This is a genomic window from Methanoregula sp., from assembly GCF_050010295.1.
In the GTDB taxonomy this organism is placed as follows: Archaea; Halobacteriota; Methanomicrobia; order Methanomicrobiales; family Methanospirillaceae; genus Methanoregula.
This window is the reverse complement of the sequence record NZ_JBEKLH010000015.1, coordinates 1-14939: the sequence shown is the minus strand read 5'-3', so window position 1 is coordinate 14939 and position 14939 is coordinate 1. Positions and strand designations below refer to the sequence as shown.

The following is a 14939-nucleotide window of genomic DNA, read 5'->3' as shown; positions in this document are numbered from 1 at the left end:
TCGTTATTCCGGGTAGAGCGGGAACCGGCCCGCAAGTGCCCTGACCCTGGCATGGATATCCTTTATGGCAGCCTCGTTGTGGATGTCCTTTACCACCGAGGCGATCCAGGTGCCTATCAGGCGCATCTCGGCCTCCTTCATGCCCCGCGAGGTGACCGCCGGGGTCCCGACCCGGAGGCCGCTCGTGACAAACGGGCTCTTGGTCTCGTTTGGGATCGTGTTCTTGTTCACAGTTATGCCGGCCCTGCCGAGCGCAGTCTCGGCTTCCAGGCCGGTGATGCCCTGGGCCGTCAGGTCGAGGAGCATGAGGTGGTTGTCGGTGCCACCGGAGACGAGGCGGAGGCCGTTTGCCAGGAGGGTTTCGGCGAGGACCTTTGCATTCTTGACGATCTGCTTACTGTATTCCGTGAACGAGGGCCTGAGGGCTTCCTCGAAACAGACGGCCTTTGCCGTTATGGTGTGCATGAGCGGGCCGCCCTGCATGCCCGGGAAGACCGCCTTGTCGATCGCCGGTGCATACTCGCTGTTGCACATGATCGCGCCGCCGCGGGGGCCGCGGAGGGTCTTGTGGGTCGTGGTGGTGGTGAAATTGACGACCCCGACCGAGGTGGGGTGGACGCCCGTCGCGCAGAGCCCGGCGATGTGGGCGATGTCTGCCATGCAGTATGCCCCGACGCTGTCCGCGATCTCCTGGAACGCCTTGAAATCGATGGTCCTCGGGTATGCGGACGCACCGCAGACGAGCATCTTCGGCTTCTCCCTGCGCGCCATCTCTTCGACTGCCCCGTAGTCAAGCATCTCGGTCTCCGGGTCGAGACTGTACTGGACTACCTTGTAAAACTTGCCCGTAAAGCTGACCGGGGAGCCGTGAGAAAGGTGGCCCCCCTGCGTCAGCTTCATGCTCATCAGGGTGTCTCCCAGGTTCATGAATGCAAAATAGACCGCCATGTTTGCCTGGGTGCCCGAGTGCGGCTGGACGTTGGCATGCTCGGCGCCGAAGAGCTTTTTCAGCCGGTCGCGGGCGAGGTTCTCTGCCATATCGTGGAACTCGCAGCCGCCGTAATAGCGTTTGCCCGGGTAACCCTCGGCATATTTGTTGGTCATGATCGACCCCATGGCTTCGAGCACTGCATGGGAGACGACATTCTCGGAAGCGATCAGCTCGAGGCCGTTCAGCTGGCGGAGCCGCTCCTTTTCGATGATATCTGCTATTTCCGGATCCGTTTTGGACAGATACGACATATGGAGAAGGGTTCGTTCCGATCAGGTAATAGGTTTTCTTTATCCGAGCGGACCGTAAGGGCCGCGAGGAGGAGAAGAATCCGTAAGGATTCTTCGACCAGATCCCCGCATTTTCCCGGAAATGAACGTACTGCAGGAATTCTTCTCGTGCTCGTGGTTCTGATGAACCACTCCCACCCTCAAGTCCTGACGGACTTTCGGGACAGCGAAGAATTGCTACGCAATTCTTCTCGTCATCAAAGCCCTTACGGGCTTTTTCGGGTCGAAGGTCGGCTGAAGCCTCCCTTCTCCTGCTCGTGGTCTTTATAGACCACTCGCAAGCACAAACCTTTTTTCCTTATCAGGCGATCATTACTATTAATAGTAAGGAGTAAGCCGCACCGGGGCGGTAAAAACCGGAACCGGGTGCGGCCTGATGCAAAGATCACGTGGAGTCGTGAGCACGAACTTTGGAGAGGAGAGACTGATTACGATGTTGGAAAGTTCAGGAGGGAGCGAGGACCGCATTGCAGCCCTCGAGAAGAAGGTACGGGAGATGGAAGCGCTTGTCAAGGGGCTGACCCAGGAGCTGCTCGACCTCAAGTCCATAGCCATGAAGTTGTCCAAGCAGACCGAAGAGCGCAGCAGGCAGGAGCTCAGGCGCGGGCCGATCGTCCAGGGCGCACAGCCCGGATCCCCGGCTGCGCCTCCGGCAGGCCCTTCCGCAAGCGGGAGCACGGTGATCCGGCCCAAGAGCGCACGCCAGCCCGAGGTCCCCGCGGAACCGGCTGAACCCGCGATGGACATGATCATGCAGTCGGACGGCACCATGAAGCTGGAGCCCCGGCGCGGGGACAAGAACTACATCGTCGCATCGGCAGGCTACGGGCGGAACAAGAAGGGGACGTCTGTCAAGGCCAAGCAGAGCGACCTGATCTATGCCGCAGAAGAAGACAAGTCAGATCCTGCAAAGAAGTAAGGAGCCGGATCTTTGCATATCACGGGACTGGAGATCGATAATTTCAAGTCTTTTTCAAAAAAGACAAAAATTCCCTTTTTAGAGGGCTTTACTGTCATATCGGGGCCCAACGGTTCAGGCAAAAGCAACATCATCGATTCCATCCTCTTTGTCCTTGCCCTGTCGAGTTCCCGCAACCTGCGGGCGGAAAAACTGACGGACCTCATCAACCTGAACTCCGGCAGGAACACCGCCGAGGTCTCGCTCGAGTTCTCGGACGGGACGAGGATCCGCCGGCGGATCAAGCGGACCGGGAACGGGTATTACAGCTACAACTATCTCAACGAGCGGCTCTGCAAACAGAGCGATATCGTCGATCACCTCGCAAAACACGGGATCAAGCCCCATGGCTACAATGTCGTGATGCAGGGCGACGTCACCCGCATCATGGAGATGAGCGACTTCGAGCGCCGGAAGATCATCGACGAGATCGCCGGGGTATCCGAGTTCGATACCAAGAAGCAGCAGTCGCTTGCCGAGCTCGACATCGTGAGGGAGCGGATCGAGCGCGAGGAGCTCCTCCTCATCGAACTGTCACGGCGGGCGAACGAGCTGAAGCGGGAGAGGGAACATGCCCTCGAATACCAGAAATGGCAGAAGGAGCTCTCCTATTTCCAGAACTGCCGCTCCGCGGCCCAGCTCCATGACCGGGAGAAGGAGCTCAGGACCCTCACGCAGTCCGCCGAGGAGCACAGGATCCAGCTCACCCGCATCGCATCCGACCGCGGCCTCGAAGAGAACGAGCTCTCCTACGTGAAAGCGGATTTGAAGGACATCGACGACCTCATCAACAAAAAGAGCGGTTCGGACTATCTCAAGCTGATCGCAGAACTTGAAGAAGCCAAGAGCGGGATCAAGCTCGCCGAGCAGACCATCGTGCGCCTGCGCAGGGAGAAGGAGACGAACCTCGAGGCCATCAACCGGGTGTACATGGACACCAAGCGTGCGGAGGCCCGGGTGGCCGAGTGCACCGACCAGATCCGCACGCTGACCATCGACCGGACCAATATCGCGATGGAGGTCGCCACGTCCCGGGCCCAGCTCGAAAAGATCGAGACCGGGCTCAGGCAGCACAGCGAGGACACCGAGGGAGCCCGCGAGAAGCTCTTCTCCCTCCTCAGGGAGGCAGAGGAGAAGAAGGGGCAGCGCTCGGCCATCCTCCACCAGCAGGACATGCTGATCGAGAAGAGCCGGATGCGCACGACCGAGCTCGAACGCCTCACCGCCCTGCTCCGGCAGCTGGACGAGGAATACACGGCAAAACAGTCGCAGCTCCGGGACAGCGAGACGAGCGTAGCCGGGCTGCTGGACGAGAAGAAGGAGCTGGACCGGAACCTCTCGGAACTGGAGGGTTCCCTCTTTGCCCAGCGCACGACCCTCGAGCGCCTCCGCTCGGAGATCCGCGAGAACGAGCAGGACGCGATCCGGCTCGAGGCCGCCCAGCAGGCCCGGGGCGAGTCCGGGGGCAGGGCGATCGAGGCGGTCGCGGCCATGGATGGGGTGCACGGCACCATCGCCGAGCTGGGGAAGGCCCCGGCAGAATACTCGACCGCGCTCAATATCGCCGCAGGCAACAAGCTCCAGTTCGTGGTCTGCGACGACGACCAGATCGCGGCAGACGCGATCCGGTACCTCAAGGAGGAGCGGCTGGGCAGAGTCACGTTCCTCCCGTTAAACAAGCTCAGGCCCCCGGCCCTGCCCCCCATCAAGGAACCGGGTATCGTCGACTATGCCGTGAACCTGCTCGAGTACGACCCGAAGTACGACCGGGCGTTCGGGGTTGTCCTCGGTGCAACGGTTATTGTCGACACGCTGGAGCGGGCACGGAAGCTGATCGGCAAGTACCGGATGGTGACGCTGGAAGGCGAACTCCTCGAGAAGAGCGGTGCCATGACCGGTGGCGCAACCAGGAAACAGGGCGGGCGGGGGTTCGGTGCCGCGGTCGACGACGAGATCCACCGCATCCGGGCGCACCTCTCGGAACTGCAGGGAGAAGCATCTACGATCGAGGCGGGAGTAAAACGCCAGACCGAGGAGGTGGATAAGAAACGGGCGGCCCGGAACGAGATCGACCAGAAGGTCGCCCGCTTCGAAATGTTCACCGGGGAGTTCTCCCGCCGGTTCGAAGCGATAACGGTCGAGAAGCAGACGATCGAGGCGGCAGTCGCACGCCAGCAGGAGGAGACGAGGAACAGGGCCTCCGGGCTTGCGGAGCTCGAGGCAGAGCTCGACAAGACCACGGAGGTCATCAACGGGATCAACGCGGAGATCGAGAGGATCAAGAAGCGCCTCGACGATACCAACATCCCGGCGCTGACCGAGCAGATGGAGAAGAAGCGCCGGGAGATCGAGGAGTCGGAACGCCGCCTGCGGAACAAGGACGGCGACATCAACGACGCCCAGCGCGAGCGCCAGCACTTCTCGGCACGGCTCGGGGAGCTGGGCGGGGAGCGGGAGCGGTACGAGGGGAGCAACCGGCAGATCGATACCGACATTGCGGCTTCGAACGAACAGATCGCGGCCAACAGGTTGCAGATCGCTGCGCTTGAGGAGAAGCAGAAGGAGTTCTCCGGAGAACTTGACGAGCTCCGGGCCAGGCGGGGCGAGGTCTCCCAAAATATCCAGAACTCCGAACTGAACCTCATGAAGTTCGATGCAGAAAAGGAGCGGATCGCGGTCCAGATGGGGGCGATCGAGGAGCGTGCCCGGACCCTCGGCATCGAAGTCGGGATGCTCAGGCAGCAGGTCGGGGAGATGGACACGAACCTCACGCTCCCGGAGATCGAGGGGAAGATTGCCGAGGCTGACGGCGCCCTGAGGAAGATCGGCGCTGTGAACATGCTCGCGATCGAAGAGTACGAGAAGGTACAGCGGCAGGTCACGGAGCGGACTGAACGCAAGGAGACCCTCTCGAGCGAGCGTGAGACCCTGATCGAGCGGATCGAGAAGTTCGAGCAGATGAAGTACGAGGCGTTCACCACGGCGTTCCGTGCTATTGACGCGAACTTCCGGGAGATCTTCGCCCGGCTCACGAGCGGGAGCGGGCACCTCGTGCTCGAGAACGAAGAGGACCCGTTCGCCGGCGGGATGACCTTTGCGGTCCAGCCGCGGGATAAGAAGGTGCACCTCCTCTCCTCCCTCTCCGGTGGCGAGAAGTCGCTCACCACGCTCGCCTTCATCTTCTCGATCCAGCGCTATATCCCGGCCCCGTTCTACGCCTTCGATGAGGTGGACATGTCCCTCGACGGCTCGAATGTCGAGCGGATCGCATCGATGGTGACCGAACTTTCCCCCAGTTCCCAGTTCGTCATCGTATCCCTTCGCAAGCCGATGATCGGGGCGGCACAGCGGATCATGGGGGTCACCCTGCGGTCCGACAAGAGCACGCTCGTTACCGGGGTAAAGGCCAATGCCGGCGGATGAACCTCCGGCAGCGGGGAAGGGGAATAACCCGGATCTCCATACCGGTGATGCAGGAAACGGCGAGCAGGGTACGCCGGCTGCTCCCCCTCAACCGGAGCACGGCCCGACAGACGGGGCGGTCCCGGCGGGCGGGAGCACTGCGGATCTCCCCCGGACCGAAGGGATTGTCGAGGACCCGGTCGAGATCCTTGTCGGCTTGGCGGAGCGGGGCGAGATCGATCCCTGGAACATCGATATCATCGAGGTTACCGACCGCTTCCTCAACGAGCTGGAGCGGCGGCGGGAGCTGAACCTCCAGCTCTCGGGACGGACGCTCTTCTATGCCGCAACCCTCGTGCGGCTGAAATCGGAGCAGCTCGTGGTCGTGGAAGCTCCTGAAGACGAAGGCGACGGTGACGGGGACGACCTGTTCGGCGATGACTTCGGGGGCGGCCTGCCGGAGGATATGGATTATGGCGGCAGGCTCGGCCCTATCGAGCGGCTTGAGCACGAGATCCAGCGCCGCCTCGACCGGAAGAACATGCGCAAGAGTCCGATCACGCTCTTCGAGCTCATCACCGAGCTGAAAAATATCGAAAAGGAAGAGCGCCGGCGGCGCCGGATGGCTGCGGACCCGGGCGAGGCGTTCCTGATCGATGCGGACGATGTCGTCAGCATCGCCCACGAAGAAGGGTTCCAGGAGTCGTCCATGGTGCGGCTCGCGGAATATCTCGAAGGGCTGGAGATCGACGAGGAGATGACCCTCGCGGAGTTGTGCCGGCAGATGGAGTGGGGGATTCCCGAAGTGTACATCCCGCTCCTGTTCCTCGCGCTGGACGGGCGGTGCTCGTTGCGGCAGGAGGAGTTCTTCGGGGATATCTTTGTGCAGATATGCCGGGTGGAAGGGGAATCCAGCCACGGGTCTGCTGCGGAATAATATGAGTGGTTTTTTCGATAATCTGTAGAAACGGGCATAAACTATTGAGTTCACTCCAGGAACCCGAAAAACGGGAGACCCGTTTTTTATTTGTGAGAGTTCCCCGCCTCAGGGCCTCTCCGAGGCACGGCGGGGCTGGGAGGTTGAACCGCCGCGGGGGGCGCCCCGCGGGGGCGGCGGCGTTCATCACTACCGGGGGTATGGGGGTCTCAACCCCCATCATGATAATCTGGAATCACCCCGCCAGGCAATCGCTCATCCATCCCGTCACCTGGAATGTCGGCGGGCCATCGTTTATCCGCATATCATTGTCCATGCGCCACTCGAACAGGCCGGCCAGGTTGTTCTCCTTTACGTAGGCACATTTCGCGGCCACTGATGCCTGGGTATCCGGTCCGCCGCTCTCGGGATACCCGGATTCGCTCTCTACGCCCCCGATCATCTTCCCGTAGGGGAATCCGGCCTGGTAATACGTATCTGCACAGGATGCGAGGTCATACGTGTCCCCGGGCCCGTACGACATGATATTGATCTGGTCTACGCTGTCTTTCAGGCCGGCAACCGTCTGCGCCGACTCGACCCCGGGCCAGACCGTGTGGGTCAGCCCGAAAGGCCGGCCGTGCGGGTTGTTCCCTGCCGCTGCAAAGGTGGCGTGGCATGTCGAGAGGAGCGAGGTCAGCTGGGGGGCGTAGTCGTCGATCTGACGGCTCTCCCAGTCCATGTCGTAGCCGTCGAGGCCGTACTCCTTCAGGTAAGTAACGACGCTGTCGGCGAATTTCCGGGGATCCTGTGCCGCCTGGAGGTACTGGTCGTCCATGCCCTCCCCGAAATTGGATGTGATGAAGATCTCGGCCTCCGGGTTGCCCTGCCGGCACAATGCGATGACATTCCGGATCTTTGCCTCGTTTACCTCACGCTGTGCGGTCTCTTCTGCCGAGCTGCCAGCCGGTAAATCGGCCAGTACGCCGTCCCGGACCGTGGCAAAACCGATATAGACGCGGTTGACCTTCTTCCAAGGGATCTGGTCCTGCACCGAGATCGCGGCATCGTAGGCAGGGTCGAAGAGATAGAAGTAGGCGGCGATCACCCTCGGCCCCTCTCCCGGGATTGCGGGCGTCGGAAGGGTAGTCGCAGTTCCGGAAAAGGTTCCGCTCCCGCTTCCTGGGGTCCCGGAACTCCCGGCCTGAGACTGGCTATTGGTGTTGCCGGAACTGCCACCGGAGAAGAGGTTCCGGATCGCGGTGATGAGGCCCTGCAGGAAATCCGGGGTCGTTGTGGTCGCCGGCGTCTGGGTGGGGGAGGTTGTTGCAGACAGCATCGGTTGCAGCTCGGCATGTACCTCAACCTCCTGGCCCTCCGGTACATAGACCGTCGTTGTGAAAGTCTGGTAGCCGTCAAGGAAGACGGAAACGGTATGAGAACTGCCCCCGGCGATATTGTAGAATTCAGTAAACCCGCTGCTGTCGAATGCTATGCAGTTCCCGGAGCTATCGGTGCTGTCAAGGCATGCGCCGCTGCCGGGAGGATTCGAATAAATCCGGATACTGCCGTCCGATTCTGCCGCTGCCGGGAAAGCGGCTATGGTAAAGCATCCGATCAGGAAAACTATAGTAATCAGGAGGAAACGGTCTGGAGGGCAGATTCGTTTCCGGTGCATAATCTTCATTCGTTGTCCGGGATATTTCTCTTTCTGCCCTGCCCGCTAACTGTATACGAGATTCAATGACCGGATCCACTCCGCGGTCGTCATGACCTGCGAAAACCGCATCTGCTGGGTCACGAGAACTGCACGGTGCAGGTCGGCATCGCGGATCGTCCCGGCCTGGTTGGTGACGTTCAGCGTCCCGGTCGCGTCCGAAAGGAATTTTACGCCGTACCCGTTATGGAATGCCTGCCGTGCGGTCGTGTCGCAGCACATCTGGGTCATGTAGCCGGCAATAGTCAGCGAGCTGATGCCACGATTCCTGAGCCAAGTGTCGAGGGCGGTACCGGTGAAACTCCCCGGCAGGGTTTTCTCGATCAGCAGATCGTGGGGCCGTTTCTTCACGTCAGGATGGAGTTCCCAGCCATAGGTCCCGTGCCGGAACGTTGCAGCGTCCGGTGCATGGCTGGCGTGCTGGATGACAACAACCGGGACCTCCGCAGCGCGTGCGGCATCCATGGCCTGCAGGATATTGACCAGACTCCCCTGCGGGTAGGTGACCGGCAGTTTCCCGGAGAAATACTCGTTCTGGACGTCGATAACCAGTAATGCTTCCTTCATCTCATATCCACCTCAAAAAATGTATTCCTGTCAATTTCCATCCGATCGAACTCCACGGGTTTTCCCTGGATCTCTTCCATGCACCCACCGGTCTGCCGGAAATGCAGCTGCTCATACAGTCTTTTTGCACGCGGGTTATTCTTTCTTACGATGAGCCGGATGGTGGTGGTTGCGATATCGGAAAACCCGTATGCAAGGGAAAGGTGCACGATGGTCTTTCCTATGCCCTGCCCAAGTTTCTCCGGGTGAAGCGCGATCCGGAACTCCGCACTGCCGCCGGGTTCCCGTGCGATGATCGAAAAACCGGTCATCTCCCCGTCATCGTCGGCAATGAGGATATCCGCGCCGGTCTTTTGGTGGTACTCATCGAGCCAGCCACCCTCCCGGAGAGCGTAGTCGAGATCCCGGAATTCCTGAGGGTAGGGAGGCCATCCCCGGATGATGGCGATGTCGTCGCTGGTTATGGGGCGGAGGGTGAGCATTAATCACGAACCTGTCTGGAAATCGTATGATTTTCGATTTTTTATAGGTAGTACTCCGGTATGAGAACGAATTCCCATACCCTTCCATCATCTGATTGCTTGAATTCTCATGTGGCAGAACAATCCGGTTTATGTTTTCTGGGTGCAAAATCTACTACTATGCAGGCCGGGACAACGATTGACATCCGGAAAGATATCAAAAGCCAGCTGGATGAGCTGAAATGCCACCCGAAAGAATCGTATAACGACGTCATCGGCCGCCTTGTATCTTTAGCAATTGATGATGAACCTCTCAGCGAAGAAGCGATTCAAGGGTTGGAAGAAGCCCTTGAAGACGTGAAACGGGGAAGGCTCATTCCGGAATCAAGGATCATGAAAGAATATGGGGTTAAATGAGGGGTTTGCGGACTTTAGCCAATACCCTCTTTTGAGATTCTTATCACTTCAACGCTGGCACTCCGTCTGCCCACATCTCGACCCATTTCCGGATCCTTTCATCACTATAGGATGACAATGTCACCCGGTCGCGGGCGATACTCAGGAAGTACATCCCCAGTTCCGGATCATGGCATTTCAGCGTGACGGAGAAGAGATCGGCATCCGGAATATGCCGGACTTTCCCTCCATGCGCCGCGAGGTTTGCCATGTTCGAGATGACGGCGGCAATACCATTCTCGTATCCTTCAATGGAGTTGTACATGTCCAGGCCAGTGCCGATCCGCTTTCCGTTATTATTCTTATACACGAATTTCGCGGTATACATCTCCCGCACTCTCTCAACCGGCCGATGGTTCTTTTTCGCCTTCATATAGGACGTGCACCCGAGCGGATTCTTCATGACGAGCGACTGGACGACGGCATCGAACGCTGTAGCATCCGGGAGCGGGTTTTTCAGGTGCCGGGTGGCACTTTTTGTTCCGGTTTTTTCCTTGAAAACTGCCATGGTATACCTCAATTGGCCGGAGCACAGCCGCAGTCCCGGCATTGAACTGGTCTCATTCCGCGATGCCCGGTATCCCATCCGGGAGTGATAATGGGGGGAGTGGCAGGTGTTCGTTCCATAATTAACAAATGAGAGGTCCCGATAAATCCTTGGTGGTTGGTTATACGGGAGCAGGAGGGGGTCTGACAGCAAAAAATCGTATCACACCCAACCGCATTCATAGTTTATCCATACCTCAAGTTCTTCCAGATTACTGTCGTTAAAATTTGGCGCATGACAGGATTAGTGTGGGGGATGGTACGCGCCTTAAGGGACGTTCAAGTAGAAAAAAGTTGTCCGACCCCTCCAACCTCCCATTGTTTCCGGTACGATTTTTACCTGCGTTTTTCCTGAAAATAACGACGGTAATAATTCACTGAACCTGGTTTGTAACAACTAAAATTGTGAGGGGGGGGTCGGGCACAAAAAAATGGGACCCTCAATCAATTAGCACGCACCCCCGATCTTGGGATTAGATGAGTGTCCTACCTGGTATGCAGGCTTGAATCAGTTATCAGAATGATGCCCAATCCATTTTTATCCGGAAAAAGCCCTTTTAGAATTGCAATCGCTTCTACCATTCTGAAAGTTATTTCGTCAAATTGAAGGGAAGCTTTTTGAAAAAAAGAGAATAGCAAAATATCGGGAACATCACCTTCACCACCATTTCTTCGATTCTCGTACTAACTTTATTTGTAGATTTCCTAAAACTGATGTCCAAATATATGGTTCTAAACCAAAATGAGTGAACATTATCGGTGCTTCCTATAGTGCCAAATAGAAGAATTTATTCCTATTTTAATCTCGACTCATCATTGATCTTTTGAATTAATTCGTCAAACGTGTAGGGTTCTAATTCTAATGGGTGTTCTTTGGATTTTAAAATTGCATATAATAACAATATTAATCCAAAAATTTCAATCAGAACCCCGGAAAACATTAAAGAAATTGCTGATAAGAAAGGTAAAAAGTTAAAATAACCAATGGACAAACCAAGAATGAAATCAATCACAACTGCTCCTAATATCCAAATCATTCCAAGAGCTTTGATCTGGACCGGGATGAGAGATGGTTTGTATTTTTTTAGGAGATATTCCTTTTTTTGTTGACGTAATAAAATTTCCTCTTCCATTCTCGATGTTTGAATTTTGTCGTAACTTGATATGCCTAATCCAATTAACGCTAATGCCACTGCAATTATTCCTATCCCATTGCCAAATATTCCACTATTTAATTTCTTTATACCTTCATTTACAGAGGAAGAACTATTATTAATTAAGTTATTCTCTCCTTCGCTTTTAGTAATATTTGAAAAATTATATGATGATATTAGAGTGAAATTGTGTGGATCTGTTGTATTTGAATAATGAAAGTTAATTTCAGTCAACGAAGTAGAATTTACATTCACAACACCAGGTTCTGAAGGGGGTAAGGACAACATAACTGATGCAGATATTAAAAAAATAAATCCGATATATACGAAAAAGGCGAAATTTACTCCGAGCAATCTCAGTGGCGAATCATAACCCATCCATTTATAATACAAAAAAACCGAGATCAAAATTAATAATAATAAACATGGATTGCGAACGTCTAATAGTGTATTCAAAAAAATAAAATAAATAAATTCTGTGAGAGATAAGGTGTTTGCTGAATATGTTGAATATATTGAATAGATGGCGGCTGATAACCCAAGTAAAGAGACAAGAATAAAAAAAACTGGATTTTTCCCTAAAACACGTTGTATTATAACGTCTTGCTCCTCTGAATTAACTTCCAATTGAGATTTCACGATTCACTATTATATTTATAAATAGTAAATATTTAGTGGTAATAACTCGTCTTTTGTAAAATTTCTATAATATGGATATTTTCCGGGTTCCGGAAATCGATGTACCGGGGTTTCAGGACGGTAAAATTAAACGTGTGCCAATATAATGGATGTATTATGTCCGAAACTGCCGATCATCCTGAAGAAGGAGAGACGACGCCTTGTGAGGATGACAAAGTTACAATTAGCAGGCAAGAATATGACGCGTTAATTGCTCTCAAAGAGCAAGCTTATGATCGTCCCTCCTTTTGGTCGGATGCTTTAAAGAATCCGGAAGGTGTAGAGAAATTAGCAAAAGCGGCCAAAGAAATCATTGATTCCGCCGCGACTGCGATGGTTAAATCCCAAATAACGACGCTTAAATATTCTGTTATTCGAATTTTAATTGTTATATTGCTGCTTGGTGCGATTATTTGGTCAGCTTCTCAATTAGTGCAAAGTGGAAAGCTTGACGGAGGTTCACTGACTTTTCTATTAGGGACAATCGTTGGATATCTTTTAACATTTCTCTCAAAAGTTGAGCTGTCGGGTTAACATATTAATAATCAATTTTTCCGGGTTCCGGAAGCCTGTTGAGTTTTTTTTCAACAGCATTGCAGAAGGCGACGATACTTCGCCTTCTTGCTACTGGACTGGCTTCATAATATTCCTTGTCGGGTCTCGTCATATCACTTTCTTTATCTGCCAGATTATGGCGGTGATCCTCGTAATCCTTCGACAACAGCAGAGCCGGATTCCGACTCTAGTATTTGGCTAATGTTTCCACAGCAAGTGATGCCTGTTACCCTGCCCTCCTGCGGGCACCGCCCCCACTCCCAACCACCACATCTTTCGTGCGTACCATCGAACAAGGATCTTTCCCGCTCCGCGCTCTGAGCATTTCTCGAAACAATCAGCCATTTCCGGGAACTCAGGCTGAGCCAACCAGCCGGACCGGAAAAATGTACGGAATCTCCCAAAATCACCCCAAAAGAAAAGTTCAGGAGCCATTCCTGCTCTATCCGGCCCGGGTATATTTCCGGGTCGATAGATCCGGCAGGTGATACCGGCGGGACGCCAGAGAGAATGTTTAAGTGTCCGGCTCTCCTATAATATGTCCTGCAAAATCTGATGACAAACCGACGAAGACCGCCCCGCAAGGGACCGGTGCCGGCTCCGACGGAAAATACAAGATAGGCAACAAGGTATAAATAATCCTGTAACCTACATTGTAAGCCCGTGAACGCGTGAAAAATCACGACGATGTTCACCCAATCAGGCATCCTTTATGAAGAACCAACTAAGCCGGTTTTCACGGCGTTGGTTCCGACGGGAATGGCTCAGGTAACAAGGTATAAATAGCCTTGAAACATATGTTATGAGCCCGTGTTCAATCAAACAACACGACGAAGCGTAACACAAATTTTCTTTGATGGAGATCCAACGATACCCGGCATGACCGGTGTTGGTTCTGACGTTGATACTGGCAATGCGGAAATTTGTTTAGTAACCGCTAATTCCAAGACCTCGGCATACTGCTCAGTAACACGTGGACAATCTACCCTACGGAGGGGGATAACCCCGGGAAACTGGGGATAATACCCCATAGACTATGGAAGCTGGAATGCTCTGTAGTCGAAAGGTCCGCCGCCGTAGGATGGGTCTGCGGCCGATTAGGTTGTTGTTGGGGTAACGGCCCAACAAGCCTGTAATCGGTACGGGTTGTGGGAGCAAGAGCCCGGAGATGGATTCTGAGACACGAATCCAGGCCCTACGGGGCGCAGCAGGCGCGAAAACTTTACAATGCGGGAAACCGTGATAAGGGAACTCCGAGTGCCCGTTAAATCGGGCTGTCCATCTGTTTAAATAACAGGTGAAGAAAGGGCCGGGCAAGACCGGTGCCAGCCGCCGCGGTAATACCGGCGGCTCGAGTGGTGGCCACTATTACTGGGCTTAAAGCGTTCGTAGCTGGTCTGTTAAGTCTCTGGGGAAATCTTCCGGCTTAACCGGAAGGCGTCTCAGGGATACTGGCAGACTAGGGACCGGGAGAGGTGAGAGGTACTCCAGGGGTAGGAGTGAAATCCTGTAATCCTTGGGGGACCACCTGTGGCGAAGGCGTCTCACCAGAACGGCTCCGACAGTGAGGGACGAAAGCTGGGGGAGCAAACCGGATTAGATACCCGGGTAGTCCCAGCTGTAAACGATGCGCGTTAGGTGTATCGGTGACCACGAGTCACCGAGGTGCCGAAGAGAAATCGTGAAACGTGCCGCCTGGGAAGTACGGTCGCAAGGCTGAAACTTAAAGGAATTGGCGGGGGAGCACCACAACGGGTGGAGCCTGCGGTTTAATCGGACTCAACGCCGGGAAACTCACCGGACAAGACAGCTGAATGATAGTCGGGCTGAAGACTCTACTTGACTAGCTGAGAGGAGGTGCATGGCCGTCGTCAGTTCGTACTGTGAAGCATCCTGTTAAGTCAGGCAACGAGCGAGACCCACGCCAACAGTTGCCAGCTCGTCCTCCGGGATGGAGGGGACACTGTTGGGACCGCCTCTGCTAAAGAGGAGGAAGGAATGGGCAACGGTAGGTCAGCATGCCCCGAATTGTCCGGGCTACACGCGGGCTACAATGGGTGGGACAATGGGTATCGACACCGAAAGGTGAAGGCAATCTCCTAAACCCATCCTTAGTTCGGATTGTGGGCTGCAACTCGCCCACATGAAGCTGGAATCCGTAGTAATCGTGTCTCAAAATGGCACGGTGAATATGTCCCTGCTCCTTGCACACACCGCCCGTCAAACCACCCGAGTGAGGTCTTGATGA

At 55.1% G+C, this 14939-nt stretch carries 11 protein-coding genes and 1 rRNA gene; 6 read left to right on the top strand and 6 right to left on the bottom strand.

The window, feature by feature from the left end; all coding sequences use genetic code 11:
• Window positions 1–3: 3 nt before the first annotated feature.
• Window positions 4–1242 (bottom strand): serine hydroxymethyltransferase, encoded by a 1239-nt coding sequence (gene glyA, locus ABSB80_RS12950; protein ID WP_428371049.1) that lies wholly within the window; start codon window positions 1240–1242, stop codon window positions 4–6.
• A 415-nt stretch (window positions 1243–1657) separates the two neighbouring features.
• Here glyA and ABSB80_RS12945 point away from each other — a divergent pair, with 415 nt between their 5' ends.
• The 3 genes from ABSB80_RS12945 to ABSB80_RS12935 are packed head-to-tail and all read left to right on the top strand — an operon-like array spanning window position 1658 to window position 6578.
• Window positions 1658–2200: a DUF7518 family protein gene (locus tag ABSB80_RS12945; RefSeq protein ID WP_428371048.1), complete on the top strand. Its 543-nt coding sequence runs from the start codon at window positions 1658–1660 to the stop codon at window positions 2198–2200.
• Between the two features lie 12 nt (window positions 2201–2212).
• Entirely contained in the window at window positions 2213–5662 is a 3450-nt protein-coding gene (gene smc, locus ABSB80_RS12940; RefSeq protein WP_428371047.1) for a chromosome segregation protein SMC, read from the top strand.
• Window positions 5649–6578, top strand: a complete 930-nt coding sequence (locus tag ABSB80_RS12935; protein ID WP_428371046.1) for a segregation/condensation protein A — start codon at window positions 5649–5651, stop codon at window positions 6576–6578. The genes smc and ABSB80_RS12935 overlap by 14 nt, the downstream gene beginning before the upstream one ends.
• Before the next feature lie 235 nt (window positions 6579–6813).
• Here ABSB80_RS12935 and ABSB80_RS12930 read toward each other — a convergent pair whose 3' ends face one another.
• Genes ABSB80_RS12930 through ABSB80_RS12920 form a run of 3 tightly spaced genes read right to left on the bottom strand, consistent with a single transcriptional unit; the run spans window position 6814 to window position 9323 of the window.
• On the bottom strand, window positions 6814–8244 hold the full coding sequence (locus ABSB80_RS12930) for a glycosyl hydrolase family 18 protein (RefSeq protein WP_428371045.1): 1431 nt from the start codon (window positions 8242–8244) through the stop codon (window positions 6814–6816).
• Between the two features lie 36 nt (window positions 8245–8280).
• Complete coding sequence (locus ABSB80_RS12925; RefSeq protein WP_428371044.1) at window positions 8281–8841, bottom strand: cysteine hydrolase family protein; 561 nt, start codon at window positions 8839–8841, stop codon at window positions 8281–8283.
• On the bottom strand, window positions 8838–9323 hold the full coding sequence (locus ABSB80_RS12920; protein ID WP_428371043.1) for a GNAT family N-acetyltransferase: 486 nt from the start codon (window positions 9321–9323) through the stop codon (window positions 8838–8840). Before ABSB80_RS12920 ends, ABSB80_RS12925 begins: the two co-directional genes overlap by 4 nt.
• Window positions 9324–9383: 60 nt before the next feature.
• Between ABSB80_RS12920 and ABSB80_RS12915 the strand changes: the two genes are divergently transcribed.
• On the top strand, window positions 9384–9719 hold the full coding sequence (locus tag ABSB80_RS12915; protein ID WP_428371042.1) for a DUF7557 family protein: 336 nt from the start codon (window positions 9384–9386) through the stop codon (window positions 9717–9719).
• A gap of 43 nt (window positions 9720–9762) precedes the next feature.
• On the opposite strand, the gene ABSB80_RS12910 is transcribed toward ABSB80_RS12915, so the two are convergent.
• Complete coding sequence (locus ABSB80_RS12910; RefSeq protein ID WP_428371041.1) at window positions 9763–10266, bottom strand: YegP family protein; 504 nt, start codon at window positions 10264–10266, stop codon at window positions 9763–9765.
• 832 nt (window positions 10267–11098) lie between these two features.
• Window positions 11099–11836 carry a hypothetical protein gene (locus ABSB80_RS12905; RefSeq protein WP_428371040.1) on the bottom strand — a complete coding sequence of 246 codons (738 nt, stop codon included), beginning with the start codon at window positions 11834–11836 and terminating at the stop codon, window positions 11099–11101.
• Window positions 11837–12253: 417 nt separating this feature from the next.
• Here ABSB80_RS12905 and ABSB80_RS12900 point away from each other — a divergent pair, with 417 nt between their 5' ends.
• Together ABSB80_RS12900 and ABSB80_RS12895 are read left to right on the top strand one after the other, a co-directional pair.
• Window positions 12254–12670, top strand: coding sequence for a hypothetical protein (locus ABSB80_RS12900; RefSeq protein ID WP_428371039.1), 417 nt, complete (start codon window positions 12254–12256; stop codon window positions 12668–12670).
• A gap of 909 nt (window positions 12671–13579) precedes the next feature.
• Window positions 13580–14939, top strand: a 16S ribosomal RNA gene (locus ABSB80_RS12895); the annotation flags it as partial.